We start from the raw sequence: 21,524 nt of genomic DNA on the forward strand, positions 1-21,524 counted from the left end.
CGGATGTATTGACTGACACACCGCATTCGCGAGCAAGCCCGCTCCCACAGGGGGTGTGTGTATTTTCAGTTGGCTTGCGGCATCTCGCCCTTGGCCAGGCGCTGGTTGATGTCGGCGATCACTGCTGGCAGATCGGTGATGGTGTCGATCATGTAGTGCGGGCGCGAGCCTTCGAACAGTGTGTGGATGCGCTTGCGTTCGCTGTCCAGCGTGGCGCTGTCCAGGGCGCGATAGCCTTCATAGTCCAGGCCCAGGGCGTTGCCGGAGCAGATCAGCGCCACGGTCCACATGCCGGCGCGGCGACCTTCGAGAATGCCCGGTACGGTGTCGTCGATCTTCACGCAGGCGGCGACATCGTCGATGCCCAGGGCGATCACGTTGGCCAGGGCCTGGGCCGGCCATGGGCGACCGTTCGGGACTTCATCGGTGGCGACCACGTGATCGGCCACATAGCCGTTGGTGGCGGCCAGTTCCACGACCTTGTCCATGACCTGTTTCGGGTAGCCGGAGCAGGAGCCGATCTTGATCCCTTGCTGACGCAGGTTGGCGATGGTGTCCAGAGCGCCCGGGATCAGTGCCGAATGTTCAGCGATTTTTTCGATCTGCAGTGGCATGAAGCGCTGGTAGATGGCGGTGACGTCATCGTCGGTCGGCGTGCGGCCGAACACCTTGCGATAACGCTCGGCCACCTCAGGCTGATCGCACAGGGTGCGGATGTGGTCCCACTTGCCCATGCCCATCGGGCCCCGGGCTTCGTCGATGGACACCTGGACGTCGAACTCGGCGAAGGCCTCGACGAAGATCTGCGTGGGGGCGAAGGAGCCGAAATCGACGACGGTGCCGGCCCAGTCGAGGATGGCGGCCTGGAGTTGGGTTGGGTTTGCATAGTTCATGTCTGGAAATCCTTTGGCAACTGGCTAATGGGGAGCTGCTTTTTGGTGGGAGCGGGCTTGCTCACGAATACGGTCTGACATTCAGCATCGATGTCGACTGACACACCGCTTTCGCGAGCAAGCCCGCTCCCACAGGGAAAGGTGATGGGGTTCAGATCTCGAGCACTTCCATCTCGCGCAATACGTCGCCGATGGCCGCTACGGCTTCGCGCATGTCGGCGGGTTGCACATGGCCGATACAGCCCACGCGGAAGGTTTCAACCTGGGTCAGTTTGCCGGGGTAGAGGATGTAACCCTTGGCCTTGACCCGTTCGTAGAACGCTTTGAACTGGTAGCGCGGGTCTTTCGGCGCGTGGAAGGTGGCGATGATCGGCGCCTGGATCGCGGCCGGCAGGAAGCTGCGCAGACCCAGCTTGTTCATTTCTTCCATCAGCGCCTGGCAGTTGGCGGCGTAGCGCGAATGACGCGCCGGCAGGCCACCTTCTTCGTTGTATTGCAACAGGGCTTCGTGCAGCGCCGCGACCACGTGGGTCGGCGGGGTGAAGCGCCATTGGCCGGTTTTCTTCATGTAGGTGTGCTGGTCGAACAGGTCCATGGCCAGCGAGTACGAGTTGCCGGCAGCCTCGGCCAGGGATTGTTTGCGGGCGAACACAAACCCCATCCCCGGCACGCCTTCCAGGCATTTGCCCGACGCGGCGATCAGCGCATCGAACGGCACCTGTTGCGCATCCACCGGCAGTGCGCCGAAGGAGCTCATGGCATCGATGATCAGGCGTTTGCCGTGTTGCTGCACGACCTGGGCGATTTCCGGCAGCGGGTTGAGGATGCCGGTGCTGGTTTCGCAGTGGATCAGCGCGACGTGGGTAATGCCGCTGTCGGCGCGCAGCAGGCGGTCGACGTCGGCGGCGGTGGTTGGTTCATCTTCGGCGGTTTCGAAGGTGCTGAAGGCACGGCCGAGCACTTCGCAGATTTTCGCCAGGCGTTTGCCGTAGGCGCCGTTGATCAGCACCAGGACCTTGCCATTGCGGGGCACCAGGGTGCCGATGGCCGCTTCCACGGCGAAGGTGCCGCTGCCTTGCAGGGGCACGCAGTCGTGACTGTCGCCGCCGTTGATGATCGCCAGCAGTTGCTCGCAGAGGCTGGCGGTCAGTTGGTTGAAGCGGTCATCCCACGATCCCCAGTCGACCATCATCGCCTGACGGGTGCGGGCCGAAGTGGTCAACGGGCCGGGGGTGAGCAGGATGGGTGCGGCAGTACTCATTCTCGTGTCCTCGCAATCGATGGGATGAAGCTACGGGGCCTAAATTGCAATTTGCCGAGTTATCAATCAAATTGTTTGTTGTTATGCCAGCCATCAGTGAGGGTTATTCATGAACCTGTTTCAGCTGCGCGCCTTCGACGCCGTGGCCCGCGAGGGCAGCTTCACCCGGGCGGCGGCGCGCCTGTTCATCAGCCAGCCGGCGGTGACCGGGCACATCAAGGCGCTGGAGGAGCACTACCAGATCACCCTGTTGCGACGCACCGCGCGACGGGTGGAGTTGACGGAAGAGGGCACTAAACTGGCGGCGATCACCCGGGCCATGTTCGGCCTGGCCGAGGAAGCGCAGGTGATGCTCGAAGCCAACCGACAGTTGCTCACCGGGCGGCTGGAGGTGGCGGCGGACGGGCCACACATGGTCATGCCAATGCTGGCGAGCCTGCGCGCCCGTTACCCGGGGATCACCGTGAACCTGCGCCTGGGCAATGCCCAGGAAACCCTGGCGGCGTTGTTGTCCGAGCATGCCGACGTGGCCGTGCTGACCGAAGTCGAGCCGCGCAAGGGCCTGCATTTGCAAGCCTTGAGCGAATCACGGATCTGCGCGCTGGTGCCGGACGGTCATCCATGGGCACACAGGACCAAGGGCGTGCCGCTCAAGGAACTGGACCAAGTGATCATGGTGTTGCGTGAACCCAGTTCGATCACCCGCCGTACTTTCGATGAGGCTTGCGCCCAGGCCCATGTGAACCCCAGGGTGTTGCTGGAGCTGGACAGCCGTGAGGCGGTGACCGAAGCGGTGGCCGCCGAGTTGGGGGTGGGGGTGGTGTCGTCGGTGGAAGTCAGCCATGACCCGCGGGTGGCCGCAGTGCCGATCATTGGCGAGGGGTTGATCAACCGGCACATGATGGGGTGCATGGAGCGGCGGCGGGATCTGCGCTTGATACAGGCGTTTTTCGAGCTGGCGCCTTGAGCCTAACCTGTGGCGAGGGAGCTTGCTCCCGTTGGGGCGCGAAGCGGCCCTGATATCAGCCACCGCAGACTTTCTGGAAGACTGAATCGCCTGCGATTGCGACTGCTGCGCAGCCGGGCGGGAGCAAGCTCCCTCGCCACAGGTTCAGGCCAGGCTCTCGCGCACCATCTCCAGAAAGGTCGCCACGATCCGCCGCGAACTCTGCTCGCGCAAGCACACCAGTGTCTCGGTCAATCGCCGTTTGCAATCGATGATCGGCAACGCGCACACCCGCGAATCCGCCCCAAACTCGGCGGCGGACACCACCCCCACGCCAATTCCCACCACCACCGCCTCCCGCGCCGCTTCGCGACCTTCCACCTCAATCGCCGGGCGGATGCGAAACCCGGCGCCGGCCATTTCTTCTTCCAGGGTCTGACGGGTCACCGAGCCGATTTCCCGCAGCACCAGCGGCGTGTCATCGAGGTCCGCCAGGCAGATGGATTCGCGGTCGGCCCAGGGGTGATGGCGCGAGACGAACGCCACCATCGGGTCATTGCGCAGCGGCAGGGAGATCAAGCGTTCGTCGCTGACATCGCGCCCCAGCAACGCCAGGTCCGCCTGGTAGTTGAATAGCCGGAAGAGCGATTCATCGGTGTTGCCGGTTTCGATTTTCACGCTGATGCCCGGGTAGCGCTCACAGAACCGCGCGATTTGCGGCAACACATGCACCGGCGCGTCCACCGCCAGGATCAGGCTGCCGGTCTGCAACGCCTGGGAGTCCTGCAACAGCTCCTGGGCTTCGGCTTCAATCACGAACAGCTTCTGGGTGACGCTGAGCAAACGCTCGCCCAGGTCGGTCAGGCGCACCGAGCGTTTATTGCGATGGAACAGCAGAACGCCGTAGCGCTCTTCGAGTTTGCGCACCTGGTCGGAAATCGCCGGTTGCGTAAGAAACAGGCGCTCGGCGGCCTTGGTGAAGCTTCCATGGACGGCCACGGCGTGAAAGGCTTTGAGCTGGGCGTGGGAAACCGACATCGAACCTCCAGTAACAAGCTGAGCTTATTTTGGAAATACGATAAATCGATTTCACTTATTAATCAGTAATTGTTTCTATCCACCTCAGCCCCGCTGACTGGTCAGTCGAACAGCCACGGGAGCCATGAGCCTGGACGTGCATTACAGGACTCATCTGACCGGTATCCGCCGCAAGGACAAGGCGATATCGCAGTGCTCAACAATAAAAACACAGGCGTTTACTTCCCATTCTGCCGGCACACTCACACCCTGAGGTCAGAACCACAATGAACAAGCACATCGGCACCATCAAGCGTTGGCGCGTGCAGATCTTCGCGATCACCTGGCTCGCCTACGCCGCTTTCTACTTCACCCGCAAAGCGTTTTCCGTCGCCAAGCTCGGCATCGGCGAAGACCCGACCTTCATGCTCGACAAAATGGCCATGGCCAACCTCGATGCGATCTACCTCACCGCCTACGCCATCGGCCAATTCACCTGGGGCATTCTTGCCGACCGTTTCGGCCCGCGGGTGGTGGTGCTGGGCGGTTTGCTGATTTCCGCCGCGGCCGCGCTGGTAATGGGCAGTTTCGCCACCTTGCCGATCTTCGCCACGTGCATGCTGATCCAGGGCTTGGCGCAGTCCACCGGCTGGTCCGGGCTGTGCAAGAACCTGGGCAGTTTCTTTCCCGCCCAACAGCGCGGGCGAGTGCTGGGGCTATGGAGCTCTTGCTATGCCTTTGGCGGTCTGGTGGCGTCGCCGTTCGCCGGGTGGTGGGCTTATACGCTGATCGGCACCTGGCACGCGGCGTTCATTTCCAGTGCCGCAGTGGTCGCGGTTGTCGCGGTGCTGTTCTTCATTTTTCAACGCAACAAACCTGAGGATGTCGGGCTGCCGGCGGTGGAGCCAGAGCCGGAGCTGAGCGCCGATGAGGCTTATGCCCAAAGCAGGATCAGCGTTCTGGAGCCTCTTAAGGAAATCCTGCGCAATCGCACGGTGCTGATCCTGGGCCTGGCGTATTTCATGCTCAAGCCGGCGCGCTACGCAATTCTGCTGTGGGGGCCGGTGATCGTTTTCGAACAGATGCCCTCGGTGGGCAAGGTCGGTGCGGCGATCATCCCGACCGCTTTTGAACTGGCCGGTTTGCTGGGCCCGATCATGATCGGTCTGGCTTCGGACAAACTGTTCGGCGCCCGACGCATGCCGGCCTGTGTGATCAGCCTGCTGGCGCTGACCGTTTCCCTGGCGTTTTTCATGGGCGCCCTGCACACCGGCAGCGTGGCGCTGGTGGTGGCGCTGCTGTTTGTCATGGGCCTGACCCTGTATGGGCCGGACTCGATGATCAGCGGCGCGGCCGCCATCGACTTCGGCACCGCCAAGGCCGGCGCCACGGCGGCAGGTTTCGTCAACGGCTGCGGTTCGGTCGGGGCGATTCTCGGCGGTCTGCTGCCGGGCTACTTCGACACGGTGACCGTGTTCATCGTCTTCGCCGGCTGCGCGATGTTCTCCGCGCTGGTGCTGATCCCGCACTGGAACAGCCGCCCCGGTGGCCTGCGAGTCAACTATCCCTTCGTGCCCAATCGGCCGATGAATGTAAAACCCCTGCGTACCTGACCTCAGCCCACAGCAGCCTGCTGCGTGCGCGGCAGGCTGGCGTGCGGGCCAATGACCGGAGATTGATCCATGAGACCCTTTTGGCTGGACCAGGCCCTGAAGGCTGAAACGTCCGACAGCTGCCCGCCACTGCAAGGCGATGCCCGGGCCGACGTGTGCATCGTTGGCGGCGGTTACACCGGGTTGTGGACGGCGATCATGCTCAAGCAACAGAACCCTGAGCTGGAGGTGGTGTTGATCGAAGCCGACATCTGCGGCGCCGGGGCCAGCGGCCGCAACGGTGGCTGTGCGCTGTCGTGGTCGGCCAAGTATTTCACCCTCGAGCGGCTGTTCGGCGTCGACGAAGCGGTGCGCCTGGTCAAGGAATCGGAAAGCAGCATCCACGCCATCGGCGCCTTCTGCGAGCAGTACGGAGTGGATGCCGATTATCGACTCGACGGCACCCTGTACACCGCGACCAACCGCGCTCAGGTGGGTTCGACCGACGCTGTGATCGCGGCGCTGGAGCGTCACGGCATCAACTCCTTCAGCCAACGGCCGCTGGCGGATGTGCAGCGTATGGCCGGTTCCAGCAAGCACCTGGAAGGCTGGTTTTCTCCGGCCGCCGCCAGCGTACAGCCGGGCAAACTGGTGCGCGGCCTGCGCCGGGTCGCCCTGCAACTGGGGGTGAAGATTCATGAAAACACCGCCATGACCGGGTTGGAGGAGGGCAAGCCTGCGGGGATTCAAACCGCCAACGGGACTGTCCGCGCCGATCGGGTGGTGCTGGCGATAAACGCCTGGATGGCCCGGGCATTTCCGCAGTTCGAACGCAGCGTGGCGATTGTTTCCAGTGACATGGCGATCACCGAGCCACGGCCGGACCTGCTCAATGACATCGGCTTGACCAGCGGTGTCACGGTGCTCGACTCGCGGATTTTCGTGCACTACTACCACAACACGCCCGACGGTCGAATCATGCTCGGCAAGGGCGGCAACACTTTCGCCTACGGTGGGCGCATGCTGCCGGTGTTCGATCAGCCGTCGCCTTACGCCGGTCTGCTGCAGAACAGCCTGGCGGATTTCTTCCCGGCCTTTGCCGACGTCAAGGTCGAGGCGACCTGGAACGGGCCGTCGGATCGCTCGGTCACCGGGCTGCCGTTTTTCGGCCAGATGAGTGCCAGCGGCAACGTGTTTTATGGTTTCGGCTATTCCGGCAGCGGCGTCGGGCCGTGTCACATGGGCGGGCAGATTCTGGCTTCGATGGTTCAGGGCCTGGACAACGCCTGGACCCGCTCGCCGCTGGTGAACGGGCCGCTGGGCTTTTTTCCGCCAGAGCCGATTCGTTACCTCGGCTCGTTGATGGTACGCAACGCCATCCGCCGCAAGGAGCGGGCCGAGGATCATGGGCGCAGGCCTCGGCACCTGGATGTAAGGCTGGCAAAGTTCGCGGCGGCGGCGGGCAAGGCGGACAAGGGCTGAGCTGCCAGTCGGTCAATCGGTGTTTCCAGGCTTGATCAGCCAGTCGAGCAGCAGGCGGGTATCGCTGCACGGTGCCGGCGCGCGGGCGGGGCGAGGCGGCGGGCGTTGGGCCAGGCTGGCGCAAAACACCGGGCGATCGGGGTCGCCGTCGAGAAAGCTGACCAGACCGTCGCTGCCGGCCAAGGGCAATTCGGACGGATCGATGCAGTGGTCCGGCGCGGCCAGGGCCAGCGGCATCCAGATACCGTCGCAGGCGTCGGCATGGGTACCTGGCGTGGGCCACAAACTGACCTGAATTCGGCCATGGTCATCCAGCACCGTCGGCTGCCCGACCGCGCCGCAGACACGGGCGGGCTGATGGCCGGGAACGCTTGGCCTGAGCTGTTCGAGCCCGGGACGGAACACGGTTGACCAGGGGATGGCGGTGAACTCGTTGCGGTAGCGCGGCGTCATGTCGGACGCGTTTTCGGTGGGAATCGTCCCCGCATGGCCTTTATGTCGTGCCTCGATCACCAGCCACTGGTCGTTGAACGGCGACAATGGATGTTCGGCCACTTGCACGATGCTGGCGCTGCGCAAACGGTCATGATTGCTGTGGCCCTGGACCTGCACTTGCCGGCAACGCAGGCGCTCCAGATGACGGCGGGCGAGTTGGTCGCGATGGCGCTGTTCGAGGGTCGGGCGCATCAGGGGTGGGAGTGTCTGGTCGAAGGGGTGATTGGCCGCGATGTCATCGACTTGCGCTTGGCCAGGATCGTGGGTCTCCAGCGGCGGTGACACGGCGGGCGCGGCGTGGCGCTGGAACAGTTCACTGAGCACCGGTGCGCTGCCTGTTTCGGTCCCGTCGCTGTCGAGCGACATCGACAGCGGTGCCTGGGGGAAGCTCAGGCAGTCTTCGGCGAACACCAGCACGTGGGCTTGGCGTGTGTGTTCGAAGTGATAGTGAATGCCTTCTTCCTCGCACAACCGTTGCAAAAGAGCCAGGTCGGACTCCTCGTACTGAATGCAAAACGGTCGCAGCGGGTAGTGCCCGGTGGCCAGTTCGAAACGGTAACTGTCGTCGGGCAGGTCATGCTCGACCAGCAACCTTCGCAAAATCATCGGCACGCTCAGTTGCTGGAAAACCCGGCGGCACCGGCGCTTGTCCAGGGTTTGCAGCGCGGGCATCAGTACCAGTTTGTAGGCCACCTGCTGCGGCCCGCGCCATTCCCAGCTGACGCTGTGCAGCACGCCATGGAAACCGCTGTCGTGCCCCAGCCTGAGAAAGGCCGGTTGTTGCAGCCAGGTGTCGACGTTCACGGCGGGGTGCGCACCCAGTGCTTCGATCTCGAAGCGGTAGGGTTGGTTGAGGGCCTCACGACCGCTGAATCGCACCACCTGCAAGCTCAAGTCGTCGTTGAGGAGGGTCAGGGTGTAGGGACTTTCCTTGTCGTTGCGCATCACATTCGCTTCTGCCGGGGAGAAAGGGCGAAGAGGGTACGAAACCGCGGGGGGTTATAGTCATCACGAAGTGAAGATTCAGAATTGCCCTACAAGGGTTGGGGAAGATGTTGATTCCCGATGTACCGCGTCCCCTGTGGGAGCAAACCCGTAATCCCGTAGGAGCAAAGCGTGCTTGAGACAGTCCTTAACGATGACGGCCAACTTTAGGCCGTATAAACTTGGCGCCATGCGTCGGCCAATAGATGTCTCGGCGCCATAGACAAGAGAGTGAGTAATGGGCGCACAGTGGAAGGTTAAACACAAAGAAGCGGCAGCCAATGCCAAGGGGAAGATCTTCGGCAAACTGGTGAAGGAAATCACCATTGCTGCGCGCAACGGCGCTGATGTTGCCACCAACGCACACCTGCGCCTGGTGGTCGAGCAGGCCAAGAAAGCTTCGATGCCCAAGGAAACCCTGGACCGTGCCATCAAGAAGGGTGCGGGTTTGCTCGGTGAGACCGTGCAATACCATCGCGTGACCTATGAAGGCTTCGCTCCGCATCAGGTGCCGCTGATCGTCGAGTGCGTGACTGACAACATCAACCGCACCGTCGCCGAAATCCGCGTTGCTTTCCGCAAGGGCCAATTGGGCGCTTCGGGTTCGGTGGCCTGGGATTTCAACCACGTGGGCATGATCGAAGCCTCGCCGGACACGCCCGACGCCGATCCGGAAATGGCCGCCATCGAAGCCGGTGCCCAGGATTTCGAGCCGGGGGAAGACGGCGCAACGCTGTTCCTGACCGAGCCTACGGACCTTGATGCGGTACAGAAAGCCCTGCCTGAGCAAGGCTTCACCGTGTTGTCGGCCAAGCTGGGCTATCAGCCGAAGAACCCGGTCAGCGGCCTGAGCGATGAGCAGATGGCTGAAGTCGAGGCGTTCCTTGAAGGCCTGGACAACCATGACGACGTGCAGGACATGTTCGTCGGGTTGGCGGGTTAAGTCATTGTGTCAGTGACGGTCCTGTCGTCTGACAGGCCGTCTTCGCGAGCAAGCCCGCTCCCACAGTCATAGCGTTGTCCCTGTGAGAGCGGGCTTGCTCGCGATTGACCGCGTAGCGGTCAGCCATTCAACACCTGAACCACCTCGGTAAACCCCGGCCGCGCCAGCACATCCGGCTGAACGCAACGCTGCTGCAACACGTCCAACTGCCCCCGCCGCTCATCGCTCAACCCCGAGTCGATCCGCTCCAGCAATTCCCCCAACAACACCCCGAACGCCCGCACCTCGATCCGCTGCAACGCGCGGCTTTCAAGACTGTCCGCCGTGGCATGAAACGACGCGGCCCCGAAATCCCCCAGCAGACAATCGCCCTGTGCATTCCACAGGATGTTGTGGCCGTAGAGATCACCATGGGTAATGCCCTGCTGGTGCAGGTGCCCGGCCACCGAAGCAATGCCCCGGGCAATGTTCAGGGCGACATCAGCGCTGAAGCGCGTGCCGTCGGCGTAAACATCGCGGCTGCAAGACGCCAGGCTCGGCAGACCGGCGAGGTTGCGGTAGCTCGGTTCGATCAACTGCATGACCAACCCGGCGGTGTGTTGCGGGTGATCGACAATCTGGCCTTCAACACGGATCAGATTCGGATGAATACCGGCGGTGATGCAGGCGTTCATTTCGTGCAGCGGCGAGCCGTCGCTGGTCATTTCGCCCTTGTAGAGCTTGACCGCCACCGGAATGTCCGATTGCCCCGGGCGTGTCCATGTGGCCCGATGAATCACCCCGGAAGCGCCTTCGCCCAGTAGCTGTTGCAGGTGCAACTGCGACCACGGAATCTGCGCGGTGGCTTCAAAGGCCACTTCGGTTTCCAGCGGATTGCCGGCGTAAGCCAGCCAGCACAGGCTCGGCAGCGACAGCAGCCAATCGGGCAACTCGGTCAACCGGTTGGCGGCAATGCGGATCAGCTCCAGGCGATGGCAGTTGCGCAGGCTTGCGGGAAGGCTGCGCAGGCGATTGCCCGCGAGCATGAGTTTTTGCAGATACGGGCGCTTGCCCAGTTCGGTCGGCAGGGTCTCGATGCAGTTGTCCGTCAGGATCAACCAGCGCAACAGCGGCGGCAGCGCATCCCCCGGCACCCGTTCTATGCGGTTGGCCTTGAAACCGACCATCGTCAGCGCCGCGCACTGGCCGATGCAGGCGGGCAGTTCGGTGAACCGGTTGTCCGAGCAGAACAGCACGCGCAAGCGGGTCAGGCGGTGCAGATCGTCCGGCAGGCTGCTCAACGCGTTGCCGCTGAGGTTGAGCACTTCCAGGGTGTCCGCCAGTTCGAAGATTTCCCGGGGGAACTCGGTCAGGCCATCGCTGAGGTCCAGGCGAGTGATGCCCGCCAGGGTGCCGGCGCGCAGTTGTGCGAGGGTGTGCATGAACGAAGGTTCGCTATCGGTGGCAGGAATGGGCGGCATGATAGCGAGAAAACTTCTGTGTCTGTCAGATCGCTTTCGCGAGCAAGCCCGCTCCCACCCTTGAAATGCATTCCCCTGTGGGAGCGGGCTCGCTCGCGAAAGCGTCATCCGCCACACCGCAGAACTACTGTTCCCGAACCTCCACCAACTGCCCCAAGCGACTGCGCGTGCGCGCCAGATCAATCGCCTCGCCCCCCAGGCTTTCGCGCAACGAACGCTCGCCGAGCAAGGTCAAGTGCTTGTCCTGATCGTACAAAACGTCGACCAGGTTGATGAAGCGCTGCTGGGCGGCAATCGAACAGTCGGCCAGGTTGGGCAGTTCGTCGATGATCCAGTGATCGAAACGCCGGCACAGTTCCAGGTAGTCCATCACCGCCGTGGGGTGGTCGCACAGGTCGCTGAAGGTAAAACCGATGGTGCGTCCTTCACAATAGCGGGCCGGCAGGTGACGCGTGCCGACGGGAAGGGCAATGGCCGGGGCATCGGCGGCGGGCAGGCTCGCCGCGCGACGCTGGGCCGGGGAGGCCGGCCAAACGTAGCGGCCCTGGGTGAACAGTTGCTGCGCATGGGTCCTGGCCTGGCTGCGATAGTCATGGGGCCCGCCCACCTCCATGACCTGCATGCGCGCATGGATCAGGTCGATCACCGGTTTGAACCGCGCGTGGTACAGCGGGTTGGGCAGCAGCCCCTCCGGTGGGTAGTTGGAGGTGACCAGCAGCAAGATGCCGCGACGGAACAACGCCTTGAACAACCGCGTGATCAGCATCGCATCGCCGATGTCGTGGACGTGGAATTCGTCGAAGCACAACACCCGGCAATCGTGCAGCAGTTCATCGAGGGTGGTGGCCAGCGCATCCGGCTGATCGCGATGGGTGAACATGCCCTGATGCAGTCGGGCAAAAAACTCGTGGAAGTGCAGGCGCTGTTTTTCCGCCAGGGGGATGGCCTGGAAGAAACCGTCCAACAGCCAGCTTTTGCCCCGCCCCACGGCGCCATGCAGGTACAGCCCCGGCAGGGTCTTCGCCCCGGCACCGAGCAGCGTCGCGGCGTGCTGGGCCATGCAGTCGATCACCCGTTGCTGGCTGTGACTGAGGGTGTAGCCCTGGGAATGGGCCTTGTGGTGAAAGTAGTCATGGATGACCCGACCACTGGCGACATTGGGGGTCGAAGCCTTGCCGAACAGACGGCGCAACGCGGGCCAGCGCGATGTCAGTCGCGAGCGATTGGGCGGTCGAACGGCCACTGTGATGTCACCCCGTATCTTCTGGCAGACTCCCCCGAGCTGCGGCGGCATAGTGTAACCAGCGGGTTCATGTGCTTCCAGTTGTGTCGATGAAACACCCTGTTTGTTGGACAAGAACTTGCGGCTTGTACAGCTTATTGCCGAGCGCAATCGGCAGCTATCAACACGATGGCAATACGAAGTCACTGCTTTTTGCTGGATCCAATTCCTGCCGATTACTGGCGATATTCCTACCCATTGCTAACCTCAGTCCTACAGGACACCCCGCAAAAAGGAATGGGGACGTGAAAGGACGTGTGGTTTTGGCAGTCTTGGGCGCAGGGCTCAGTGCATCGATATCGGCCGCCGAGTTGCAGGTGCAGGTGCGGGTCGATGTGCAACGTGGCTGTCAATTGGTCGGGCAACAACGCGGTGCCGGCATCGAGCAACTGGGCGTGCTCGACTTCGGCAACACCGCGCGCCTGGATGATCCCGCCGGGCCACTGGGTGCGGCGCTGATCAATGGGCGCTTGCCTCGGCTGGAGTGCAATCCCGATACACCCTATCAATTACGCGTCGACGGCGGCCTGCACGGTGGCGTCGGCGACGTGCGTTACATGGCGGGCACCGCCGAACACAGCACCCCCATCCCTTATCGGCTCTATCAGGACCCGGCGCGGCGCATTCCGCTGGCGGTGGACGTGCCGGTGAGCGGCCGGGTGCCGGATAGCGGTTCGGTGGATCTGCCGTTGTATGCCCGCATCGAACCCCTGGCGCAGATTCCTCGGGTCAGTGGGTATTCGGACATGGTCAAGGTGACGGTCACCTGGTAAGTGCACAGGGAAGGGGGCGCTCGGGAGCGCCGATTCAATGATCCTCAAGGAGTTGGGACGGCAGTGATGATCAGATCCGGGGTTTTTACCCTCAGCACACTGGCGTTGTTGACCGGCTCCGCACAAGCGGCGGTCAGCGGCCAGATCCATGCGCGGCTGACCCTCATCGCCGGTTGCGAAGTGACCAACGCGGCCAATCCCGCCAGCCCGCTCAGCGATCTCGGCACCCTGGATTTCGGCCAGCAAGGTCCGACATGGAACGACCCGATCAAGGCCAGCCTGGGCGATGAGGCCAGCGGCAAACTGAACGTGGCCTGCAACCCCTCGGTCACCGGTTTCACCGTGACCATCGATGGCGGCACCCATGGCGACGGCAGCACCCGGCGCCTGAGCAATGGCCGCCAGACCATCCCCTATCAATTGTTCCTCGATGCCACCGGCAACCAACGCTACAGCATCGGCCAACAACACAATTTCGCTGTCACCAGCGGGGCGCAGATACCGATTCCGGTATTCGGCTCGGTGGTGGCGAACACCCGCGCGCTGCCGGCCGGTGTCTATACCGACACCCTGACGGTGACGCTCGACTGGTAACCCCGTAGAGGACGGACACCATGCGTACGTTTGCATCAAGGATAGGATTGTCACTGCTGGGCCTGACCCTGCCGTGCGGCGCCCACGCCGCCACCACGGTCACCGGCCAGATCACCTCCAGCCTGACCCTGATCAGCAGTTGCCAGGTCAACGGTGCCGGTGGCTCCAGCAACCTGAACTTCGGTGCCTTGAATTTCGGCACCGCCAACAGCCTGTTCACCACTGCCAGCGGGCAAGTGCTGGGCGGTGGCGGCGGGGCGCTGTCGATTCTGTGCTCCAACGGCACTACGCCGACGGTGACGGTGCGTGCCGGTACCAACGACGGCAAATCCCCGGGCGGTACCCGGGCGTTGTACGACGGTGTCGCCAACTATGTGCCCTACGACCTGTACACCGACGCCGGGCATTCACAATTGTTGGCGATCAACGGAGTGATCAACCTGGCTCCCAGCACCGGCGTGGCGCAGACCGTGAACATCTATGGTCAGGCGGTGGGCAAGGCCGGGCTGCCGGCGGGCACCTATACCGACACCATTGCCGTCGAACTGACGTTCTAGGGCCATGAACCGAGCGCTGTGGGCGACGCTGCTGCTGGGCGCGGGCGCTGTGCCGTTACCACTGGCGGCGGCGACCAGCCAGAGCTTCCAGGTCAGCGCCACCGTGACGGCCGGGTGCCTGGTGGTCGGCGGTGTGTCGAACTACGGTGGCCTGAATTTCGGCAGCCGTTCGGCCCTGGCCACAGGCGTGGTGCAAGTGGCACTGACCGGCGGCGTGCAGTTGCAATGCACCCCGGGCGTGACCCTGAACATGAGTGTCGATGGCGGTCAGTACAACAGCGGGGGGCGAAACATGCAGCTCTCCACCGGCAGCAATCGGGTGGCCTATCAGTTGTTTCGCGATGCGGCGTTCAGCCAGAGCCTGGGCATCGGCCAGACCGTGCCGGTGGCCTACAGCGATGCAAACACTATCCGCCTGCCGATCTATGGGCAGGTGCAGTTGCCGGGTAATCAGCCCGGGGGAACATACAGCGACGTGCTGCAGGTGCAGCTGTCGTGGTGACGGGGCGAATGGATCTGGCCTGACGGGCTTAAGGAGTGAGCAAATGATTTCACCTTCGCGGCGGCCTTCGGTCGTGCGTCATGCGTTATTGGCCTTGCTGTGGTTGGGGGCGGCCAAGGTCCAGGCGGCCAGTTCGGTGCTGATCTGGCCGATCGATCCGGTGCTCGAAGCCGATCAGCAGGCCAGCGCCTTGTGGCTGGAAAATCGCGGCAATGAGACAGCCAACCTGCAGATCCGCGTGTTTGCCTGGAGCCAGAGCGGCTTCAGCGACCAGTACCAGAACCAGCGCGACGTGATCGGCAGCCCGCCGGTGGCGAAGATCGAACCGGGGCAGAAACAACTGGTGCGCCTGACCCGCACCAAAGACATCCCCCCCGGTCAGGAACTGGCCTACCGCATCATCATCGATGAAATTCCCTCGGCCAAACCTGCAGCGGCAGACGAAGGCAAGACCGCGGCGGCAATCCGTTTCCAGATGCGCTATTCGGTGCCGTTGTTTGCCTACGGCGCGGGTTTGTGGAGCAAGGAAGACACCACCCGCCCGCGCGATCCCAAGGGCATCGGCCTGCCGGACCTGAGCTGGCGCACGGTGGCGGTGGACGGGCGTCCCTATGTCGAGGTGCGTAACCAGGGTGCGGTGCATGCGCGGCTGACCGATGTTGCGCTCAGGCAGGGCAGCCAGAGCAAACCGCTGGTGGAGGGGTTGCTGGGGTATGTGTTGCCCGGCGCCGTCATGCGCTGGCCCGCACCGGGGCCGGTGGCGGGGGAGCCGGCGTTGCAGGTGCGGGTGAACGGGGCGGCGCAGGTGCAGAGCGTTGCGAAGGCGCGGTGAGCTGACTGGATAAGGCCGCTTTTGTGGCGAGGGAGCTTGCTCCTGCTGGGCTGCGAAGCAGCCCCAACTCCCGATGTAGCGGGTTGTATGGGGGATGACTGCTGCGCAGTCGGACGGGAGCAAGCTCCCTCGCCACAAGCAAGCTCCCTTGCCACAAGCAAGCTCCCTTGCCACAGAAAGCTCCCTCGCCACAGAAAGCTCACTAGCCACAGGCTACTTGCCACAACAAGCTCCCTCACCACAGAGACGCCCGGATTAGCGGACTGGTGGAGCAGCAGGAGGACAACGTCCATTGACGGACAGCAAGCGGTAATGAGCCAGGGTCGGGCTCGCAGTTTCCGATGTCCGTGGTGGGCCATGGGCTGTGTGGGCTGGCTGGTGGTCGTCAATCCGGTGGAGGCCGGGGATCTGCCGCCTCCGCCCAGCGGCATGGAGGCTGTCGCCGATGCGCAGTTATTCCTGGAACTGGTGGTCAATCAGATGAACACCGGACGGGTCGTGGCGGTGGAGCAGCGCAACGGGCAGTTCTTCGTGCCGGTCAGCGCGTTGCGCGAAACCGGCATGAAACTGCCGGCCGATATCGGCGCCGAAATCGGCCTCGACCAATTGCCGGGCCTGCACAGCGAGTACGACAGCAACGCTCAACGCCTGCTGCTGGAGGTGCCGCCGGACTGGCTGCCCGAGCAATTCGTGGGCCGCCGCGAGGTTTACCCCCGCACGCCAGCCCTGAGCAGCTTCGGCGCGCTGCTCAACTATGACCTGTACCTCAACGACACCGATGACGCCGGCACCTACCTGGCGGCGTGGAACGAAGTGCGGGTGTTCGACAGCTGGGGCACGCTGTCCAATACCGGGCAGTACCGCCGCACCCTGTCCGGAGACGAAATCGGCCCGCTGAGCAATGGCTACCTGCGCTACGACACCACCTGGCGTTACTCCGATGACGATCGCCTGTTGACCTACGAGGCCGGGGACCTGGTCAGCGGTGCCTTGCCCTGGAGCAGCTCGGTGCGCCTGGGCGGTGTGCAATTGTCCCGGGATTTCGGTGTGCGTCCGGACCTGGTGACCTACCCCTTGCCGCAGTTTGCCGGCGAAGCGGCGGTGCCCTCCTCGGTGGACCTGTTCATCAACGGCTACAAATCCAGCAGCGCCGACCTGCAGCCCGGTCCCTACACCCTGACCAACATCCCGTTCATCAACGGTGCCGGCGAAGCCGTGGTGGTGACCACCGACGCCCTGGGCCGGCAAGTCTCGACCACGGTGCCGTTCTACGTCACCAGCAGCCTGCTGCAAAAGGGCCTGTCGGATTTTTCCGTGGCGGCCGGTACCTTGCGCCAGGACTATGGCCTGCGCGATTTCAGCTACGGTCCCGGCGCCACGTCCGGCAACCTGCGCTATGGCCTGAGCGACAACTTGACCCTGGAAAGCCACGCCGAAGCATCCGACGCCCTGACCCTCGGCGGCGTCGGCGGCAATGTGCGCCTGGGCAATTTCGGCGTGCTCAACAGCGCGGTCAGCCAAAGCCGTTTCGACGGCAAGAGCGGGCAGCAACTGAGCCTGGGCTATCAATACAGCAGCCAGCGCTACAGCTTTTCCTACCAGCGCCTGCAACGGCACGAGCGATACGCTGACCTCACTGTGATCGACAGTCCCTACATCAGCCTCAGCAAGCGCAGCGAGCAGGCGACCCTGAGCGTCAACCTCGACGATTGGGGCAGCCTCGGCGCCGGCTACTTCGATGTGCGTGCGGCGGACGATTCGCGCACCCGCCTGCTCAACCTGACGTGGAGCAAACCCCTGTGGCGCAGCAGCAGTTTCTACCTGTCGGGCAACCGCGAGATTGGCGACAGCAACTGGGCAGTGCAGGCGCAACTGGTGATTCCCTTCGACCTGCGCGGCAGCCTGGCCATCAGCAGCGAGCGCAGCAAGAGCGGTCAGAGCCAACAGCGGGTGAACTACAGCCGCGCCGTGCCGACCGAGGGCGGGGTGGGTTTCAACCTCGGCTATGCCAAGGGCGACGGCGCGGATTACCGCCAGGCCGACCTGACCTGGCGCCTGCAATCAGTGCAGTTGCAGGCCGGCTTCTATGGCACCAGCGACGCCGAAACACGCTGGGCCGACGCCAGTGGTTCGCTGGTGTGGATGGACCGCCAGGTGTTCGCTGCCAATCGCATCGACGATGCCTTCGTCGTGGTCAGCACCGATGGCTACGCCGACATCCCGGTGCGCTACGAAAACCAGACCGTCGGCCAGACCGACCGCAACGGCCACCTGCTGGTGCCTTGGAGCAGTGCCTACTACCGGGGCAAATACGAGATCGATCCATTGAATCTGCCCGCCAACGTGCGCAGCCCGAACGTCGAACAACGCATCGCGGTGCGGCGTGGCAGTGGTTATCTGTTGAAATTTCCGCTGAACCGGGTCGTTGCCGCGAGCATCGTGCTGGTCAACGCCCAGCAGCAGGAATTGCCCCTGGGCAGTGGCGTGTTGCATGAGCAGAGCGGTACGCAGACGGTGGTCGGTTGGGACGGCCTGGTGTACCTGGAGAACCTGCAAAAACAGAACACCTTGCAGGTGACCACGGCCGACGGCAAACGCTGTCGGGTGCAATTTGCGGTCGACCTCGAGCAGGATCAGATCCCGCTGATCGGGCCGTTGGTGTGCCAATGAAGTGGCTGATGCTCTTTGTGTTGTGGCTGCCGGTTCCGGCGTGGGCCCTGTGCTCGGTCGTCAGTACCACACCAGTGGGCTTCGGTTCGGTGAGCTCGATCGCGGTGCGCACCACCGCCCAGCCCAGCTCCACCCTCAATGGCGGCTTGAGTTGCACCGGCTCGCTGCTGTCCTTGCTGACCAACAACGATCACTTCTGGGCCAACATCACCTCGACGCAAAGCGGATTGGTCGGCCCCACCGGCGACGTCATCGGCTACACGATCTACGCCAACAACAGCACCAGTTTCCCGCTGACCCGCGGCATCGATTTTGACTTTGCCCGCAACGGCATCATCGATGCCCTGGGCCTGCTCAATGGCACGGTGCCCAAAACCGTGCCGCTTTACCTGCGTACCACCATCGGCAGCAACGTCGCGGCCGGCATCTACAGCGAAACCCTGAACATCAAGTGGACCTGGAACTACTGCTCCGGCATCGGCATCGGCGATGTCTGCCTGGGACGCGATATCAACAACGGCTCGACCACGCTCACCGTCAACCTGACGGTGGCCAATGACTGCACCATCACCGCGCCGAACATCGCCTTCGGCAGCGCCCCGGTGGTCAGCGCCTTCGCCCCGGTGACCGGGCAGACCATCAACCTGGCCTGCACCAAGGGCAGCGCCTACACCGTGGGTTTGGGGGATGGGCAGAACGCGGTGAGCGTCGGGGGGCGGCGGCGGATGATTTCCGGCGCTAATTACCTGGCCTACGACATTTTCAAAAGCGCCGGAACGACGCGATGGGGGAATGTTGGCAGCGCGCGTCGGGCCAGTTCGGATGCCGAGATCAACCCCGGGAATGGCTTGGGCACCGGCAGTCAGATTTTCAATTACAACGCGAAGATCTACACCGACCAGACCACGCCGCCGGCGGGGACTTATCTGGACAGCGTGGTGTTGGATGTGGGGTTTTGAAGCGTATCAGGCTCGACACAGACCTTGTGGGAGCGAGCAGGCTCGCCCCCACAGTAATCAGGTGACAATCAGCGCTCGATGCTGCGATTCCACCGCGCATTCCACGCCGGGCGCTGTTCGTTGACCTGGTCCCAATCCACCGCAATTGCTGTCTCCAGATACTGCTTCATCGCCTCGACCTGTCCGCGAGTGCGGTCGGTGGTCGGGGTGTTGGGGTTGGACGGAATCTGGTCGCCGTCTTCAAGTGCAGTGGCCTGGGCCTCGGGGGTCAGCAGGAAGGCGGCGAGTTTTTGCGCCAGTTCCGGCTGGCTGTTGTTGGCAATGGCGCATTCGGCGACGTTGAGCACCACCGCGCCTTCTTTCGGTTGGGCGTATTCCACCGGCATGCCCTTGAGCTTCAGGGCGGTGACCTGGGTCGGGGTCAGCGGGAACAGCGCCGCTTCGTCGGTCTGCAGCATTTCGGAGATCTTCGCCGAGCTGGGGATGTACTCCAGCACGTTACGCCCGATGCTGTTGGGCCAGGCCTTGAAGCCCGGCTCGACGTCGGTTTCGCTGCCGCCCTGAATGCGGTTGAACATCAGGAACCCATGCAGGCCGAAGGTCGAGGACGCCATCGACTGGAACACCACCTTGTCCTTGAACTGCGGGTTGGCCAGGTCCATCCACGAGGTCGGCGCGCTCCAGCCTTTCTCCTTGAACAGGCGGGTGTTGTAGGCCAGCCCGGTCACGCCCAGGCTCACGGCCACTGCCTGATCCTTGATCCGCCCCTTGGCCGGGATCTGCGCCAGGGTCGGGTTGTCTTCGAGCTTGTCGCACAGGCCCATGCCGATGGCGCGGTACATGATGCCGTCGTCGAGGAACATCACGTGCATCTGCGGGTTGCCCTTGCTGGCCTGGACCTTGGCCAGGATATCGGCGGAGGTGCCCGGCACGATCACCACCTTGACGTTGTTGGCCTGCTCGAACGCCGGCAGGACCTTGTCGGCATACAGCCGCTCCATGGTCCCACCGTTCATGCCCAGGTACAGCGTCGGCTCGGCGTGGGCCTGGGCGGCCATGGGCAGGGTGCCCAGGCAGGACAGCAGTGCAGTGCGTTTGACGTTATTCATTGGCGCGACCTTCCTCTATCAAGCTACGGAGATGGAGTGAAACCGGGTGATGGAAAACGCATCCAGCGACGTCGTCGACGCGCCGCTGCAGATGATCTCGGTGAGCGCCTGGCCCACCGCCGGGCCGATCTGGAAACCGGCGCCGGCAAAGCCGAACGCATGCAACAGGCCTGGCTGGGTACGGCTGTGGCCGATCACCGGCTGGCGGTCGGGCAGATAACCTTCGGTGCCGCTCCAGGTACGAATCGCCTGGGCACCTTCGAGAAACGGGTAGAGCTCGACCGCCTGGCGCAAAATCTCCAGCACCGCGCTCTGACCGGGGCGGGCACGGGCGTCGTCGAGGGCAAATCCCTGGCCGCCACCCAGCACGCAATTGCCCCGGGCTACCTGCCTGGCATAGATGCCGCCGCCCTCGACACCGGTGCTGGCGTCCATCACCAGTGGCAGCGGCTCGGTGACCAGCATCGCCGGGTGCCCGGAATGCATCGGCACCGGTTCGCCGAATTGCGCGGCCAGATGGCCAGCCCAGGCGCCGGCGCAATTGAGCAGCCACGGCGCCTGCAGCTCCAGACCGGTTTGCGTGCGTACCCGAAAGCGCTGGCCGTCATGCTCCACGGCCGTGACCGCGCATTGTTCATGCACTTGCACGCCATGCACGCGCGCCGCCCGGGCGAACGCCGGGGACACCAGCCTGGGGTTCGCGTGGCCGTCATCCGGGCAATACGATGCGCCGACCGCCACCTCGCCGACCCACGGAAAACGCTGGCGCAATTGGCTGCGGTCGAGCACCTGCAGATCGAGGTCGAAGCCCTGGCTGCTGATTTCGTAGTTTTGCAGGGCGCGCAAGTCGTCCTGGCTGCGAGCCAGTTTCAAGTGCCCGCTGCGTTGATATTCGCCGTCGATGCCGATCAGTTGCGGCAGCTGCGCCCAGATCGCGTGGGCACGTTGCGACAACGGCAGTTGCGACAGCGGCCGGCCCTGACGGCGCACGCCGCCGTAGTTCACGCCGCTGGAATGCGAGCCGCAAAAGTCCCGCTCCAGCAGCACCACGCGCCGACCCGCCTTGCCCAGAAACAGCGCGGCCGAAGCACCGACGATGCCGCCGCCAATGATCACTGCGTCGACTTCGATCATGCTTCGATCTCCAGACCAAAGGGCAAGGGTTTGATCGGC

At 63.5% G+C, this 21,524-nt stretch carries 19 protein-coding genes; 11 read left to right on the forward strand and 8 right to left on the reverse strand.

The genetic code is table 11. The annotated features are described in order from the left end of the window. Window positions 1–65 precede the first annotated feature (65 nt). Together phnX and B0W55_RS22500 are read right to left on the reverse strand one after the other, a co-directional pair. Entirely contained in the window at window positions 66–893 is an 828-nt protein-coding gene (gene phnX, locus B0W55_RS22495) for a phosphonoacetaldehyde hydrolase (RefSeq protein WP_077048111.1), read from the reverse strand. Between the two features lie 151 nt (window positions 894–1,044). Continuing rightward, window positions 1,045–2,154: a 2-aminoethylphosphonate--pyruvate transaminase gene (locus tag B0W55_RS22500; protein ID WP_077048112.1), complete on the reverse strand. Its 1,110-nt coding sequence runs from the start codon at window positions 2,152–2,154 to the stop codon at window positions 1,045–1,047. Between the two features lie 109 nt (window positions 2,155–2,263). On the opposite strand from B0W55_RS22500, the gene B0W55_RS22505 reads away from it, so the two are divergent. Next, entirely contained in the window at window positions 2,264–3,121 is an 858-nt protein-coding gene (locus B0W55_RS22505) for a LysR substrate-binding domain-containing protein (RefSeq protein ID WP_077048113.1), read from the forward strand. Window positions 3,122–3,265: 144 nt separating this feature from the next. On the opposite strand, the gene B0W55_RS22510 is transcribed toward B0W55_RS22505, so the two are convergent. Continuing rightward, the gene (locus tag B0W55_RS22510; RefSeq protein ID WP_077048114.1) at window positions 3,266–4,138 is read right to left on the reverse strand and encodes a LysR family transcriptional regulator; all 873 of its coding nucleotides are present in this window, start codon (window positions 4,136–4,138) and stop codon (window positions 3,266–3,268) included. Between the two features lie 266 nt (window positions 4,139–4,404). Between B0W55_RS22510 and B0W55_RS22515 the strand changes: the two genes are divergently transcribed. Then, window positions 4,405–5,730: an MFS transporter gene (locus B0W55_RS22515; RefSeq protein ID WP_077048115.1), complete on the forward strand. Its 1,326-nt coding sequence runs from the start codon at window positions 4,405–4,407 to the stop codon at window positions 5,728–5,730. A 69-nt stretch (window positions 5,731–5,799) separates the two neighbouring features. Beyond that, a complete protein-coding gene (locus B0W55_RS22520) occupies window positions 5,800–7,191 on the forward strand; it encodes an FAD-dependent oxidoreductase (RefSeq protein ID WP_077048116.1) in 1,392 nt (463 codons plus the stop codon). Between the two features lie 12 nt (window positions 7,192–7,203). Here B0W55_RS22520 and B0W55_RS22525 read toward each other — a convergent pair whose 3' ends face one another. After that, entirely contained in the window at window positions 7,204–8,631 is a 1,428-nt protein-coding gene (locus B0W55_RS22525) for a type VI secretion system Vgr family protein (protein WP_077048117.1), read from the reverse strand. 277 nt (window positions 8,632–8,908) lie between these two features. Here B0W55_RS22525 and B0W55_RS22530 point away from each other — a divergent pair, with 277 nt between their 5' ends. Continuing rightward, on the forward strand, window positions 8,909–9,613 hold the full coding sequence (locus B0W55_RS22530) for a YebC/PmpR family DNA-binding transcriptional regulator (protein WP_008020881.1): 705 nt from the start codon (window positions 8,909–8,911) through the stop codon (window positions 9,611–9,613). 119 nt (window positions 9,614–9,732) lie between these two features. Here the strand turns inward: B0W55_RS22530 and B0W55_RS22535 are convergent, their stop codons facing one another. After that, a complete protein-coding gene (locus tag B0W55_RS22535) occupies window positions 9,733–11,034 on the reverse strand; it encodes a leucine-rich repeat-containing protein kinase family protein (RefSeq protein WP_139340962.1) in 1,302 nt (433 codons plus the stop codon). 163 nt (window positions 11,035–11,197) lie between these two features. After that, window positions 11,198–12,316: a cell division protein ZapE gene (gene zapE / locus B0W55_RS22540; protein WP_077048127.1), complete on the reverse strand. Its 1,119-nt coding sequence runs from the start codon at window positions 12,314–12,316 to the stop codon at window positions 11,198–11,200. Between the two features lie 284 nt (window positions 12,317–12,600). Here zapE and B0W55_RS22545 point away from each other — a divergent pair, with 284 nt between their 5' ends. The 7 genes from B0W55_RS22545 to B0W55_RS22575 all read left to right on the forward strand — a co-directional run bounded on the left by B0W55_RS22545 (window position 12,601) and on the right by B0W55_RS22575 (window position 19,242). After that, window positions 12,601–13,128, forward strand: coding sequence for a spore coat U domain-containing protein (locus tag B0W55_RS22545; RefSeq protein WP_077048119.1), 528 nt, complete (start codon window positions 12,601–12,603; stop codon window positions 13,126–13,128). Window positions 13,129–13,194: 66 nt separating this feature from the next. After that, the gene (locus B0W55_RS22550; protein WP_077048120.1) at window positions 13,195–13,722 is read left to right on the forward strand and encodes a spore coat U domain-containing protein; all 528 of its coding nucleotides are present in this window, start codon (window positions 13,195–13,197) and stop codon (window positions 13,720–13,722) included. Window positions 13,723–13,742: 20 nt separating this feature from the next. Next, window positions 13,743–14,279 (forward strand): spore coat U domain-containing protein, encoded by a 537-nt coding sequence (locus B0W55_RS22555; RefSeq protein ID WP_077048121.1) that lies wholly within the window; start codon window positions 13,743–13,745, stop codon window positions 14,277–14,279. Window positions 14,280–14,283: 4 nt separating this feature from the next. Continuing rightward, the gene (locus B0W55_RS22560) at window positions 14,284–14,781 is read left to right on the forward strand and encodes a spore coat U domain-containing protein (protein WP_077048122.1); all 498 of its coding nucleotides are present in this window, start codon (window positions 14,284–14,286) and stop codon (window positions 14,779–14,781) included. Between the two features lie 43 nt (window positions 14,782–14,824). After that, a complete protein-coding gene (locus B0W55_RS22565) occupies window positions 14,825–15,613 on the forward strand; it encodes a molecular chaperone (protein ID WP_077048123.1) in 789 nt (262 codons plus the stop codon). Window positions 15,614–15,925: 312 nt separating this feature from the next. Continuing rightward, window positions 15,926–18,283 carry a fimbria/pilus outer membrane usher protein gene (locus B0W55_RS22570; RefSeq protein WP_077048124.1) on the forward strand — a complete coding sequence of 786 codons (2,358 nt, stop codon included), beginning with the start codon at window positions 15,926–15,928 and terminating at the stop codon, window positions 18,281–18,283. After that, entirely contained in the window at window positions 18,280–19,242 is a 963-nt protein-coding gene (locus B0W55_RS22575) for a spore coat protein U domain-containing protein (protein ID WP_371807291.1), read from the forward strand. The genes B0W55_RS22570 and B0W55_RS22575 overlap by 4 nt, the downstream gene beginning before the upstream one ends. A gap of 68 nt (window positions 19,243–19,310) precedes the next feature. Here the strand turns inward: B0W55_RS22575 and B0W55_RS22580 are convergent, their stop codons facing one another. Next, window positions 19,311–20,351, reverse strand: coding sequence for an ABC transporter substrate-binding protein (locus tag B0W55_RS22580; protein WP_077048125.1), 1,041 nt, complete (start codon window positions 20,349–20,351; stop codon window positions 19,311–19,313). 18 nt (window positions 20,352–20,369) lie between these two features. Then, window positions 20,370–21,485 carry an FAD-binding oxidoreductase gene (locus tag B0W55_RS22585; RefSeq protein WP_077048126.1) on the reverse strand — a complete coding sequence of 372 codons (1,116 nt, stop codon included), beginning with the start codon at window positions 21,483–21,485 and terminating at the stop codon, window positions 20,370–20,372. Between the last annotated feature and the right edge of the window lie 39 nt (window positions 21,486–21,524).

The sequence above is a fragment of the Pseudomonas sp. KK4 genome (assembly GCF_001984065.1).
In the GTDB taxonomy this organism is placed as follows: Bacteria; Pseudomonadota; Gammaproteobacteria; order Pseudomonadales; family Pseudomonadaceae; genus Aquipseudomonas.

Coding starts and splice junctions, on each gene's coding strand:
- B0W55_RS22565 (WP_077048123.1), top strand. CDS start 14,825: ATGATTTCACCTTCGCGGCGGCCTTCGGTCGTGCGTCATGCGTTATTG.
- B0W55_RS22570 (WP_077048124.1), top strand. CDS start 15,926: ATGAGCCAGGGTCGGGCTCGCAGTTTCCGATGTCCGTGGTGGGCCATG.
- B0W55_RS22500 (WP_077048112.1), bottom strand. CDS start 2,154: ATGAGTACTGCCGCACCCATCCTGCTCACCCCCGGCCCGTTGACCACT.
- B0W55_RS22560 (WP_077048122.1), top strand. CDS start 14,284: ATGAACCGAGCGCTGTGGGCGACGCTGCTGCTGGGCGCGGGCGCTGTG.
- B0W55_RS22585 (WP_077048126.1), bottom strand. CDS start 21,485: ATGATCGAAGTCGACGCAGTGATCATTGGCGGCGGCATCGTCGGTGCT.
- B0W55_RS22510 (WP_077048114.1), bottom strand. CDS start 4,138: ATGTCGGTTTCCCACGCCCAGCTCAAAGCCTTTCACGCCGTGGCCGTC.
- B0W55_RS22515 (WP_077048115.1), top strand. CDS start 4,405: ATGAACAAGCACATCGGCACCATCAAGCGTTGGCGCGTGCAGATCTTC.
- B0W55_RS22575 (WP_371807291.1), top strand. CDS start 18,280: ATGAAGTGGCTGATGCTCTTTGTGTTGTGGCTGCCGGTTCCGGCGTGG.
- B0W55_RS22580 (WP_077048125.1), bottom strand. CDS start 20,351: ATGAATAACGTCAAACGCACTGCACTGCTGTCCTGCCTGGGCACCCTG.
- B0W55_RS22525 (WP_077048117.1), bottom strand. CDS start 8,631: ATGCGCAACGACAAGGAAAGTCCCTACACCCTGACCCTCCTCAACGAC.
- B0W55_RS22505 (WP_077048113.1), top strand. CDS start 2,264: ATGAACCTGTTTCAGCTGCGCGCCTTCGACGCCGTGGCCCGCGAGGGC.
- B0W55_RS22535 (WP_139340962.1), bottom strand. CDS start 11,034: ATGCACACCCTCGCACAACTGCGCGCCGGCACCCTGGCGGGCATCACT.
- B0W55_RS22530 (WP_008020881.1), top strand. CDS start 8,909: ATGGGCGCACAGTGGAAGGTTAAACACAAAGAAGCGGCAGCCAATGCC.
- B0W55_RS22520 (WP_077048116.1), top strand. CDS start 5,800: ATGAGACCCTTTTGGCTGGACCAGGCCCTGAAGGCTGAAACGTCCGAC.
- B0W55_RS22555 (WP_077048121.1), top strand. CDS start 13,743: ATGCGTACGTTTGCATCAAGGATAGGATTGTCACTGCTGGGCCTGACC.
- B0W55_RS22550 (WP_077048120.1), top strand. CDS start 13,195: ATGATCAGATCCGGGGTTTTTACCCTCAGCACACTGGCGTTGTTGACC.
- phnX (WP_077048111.1), bottom strand. CDS start 893: ATGAACTATGCAAACCCAACCCAACTCCAGGCCGCCATCCTCGACTGG.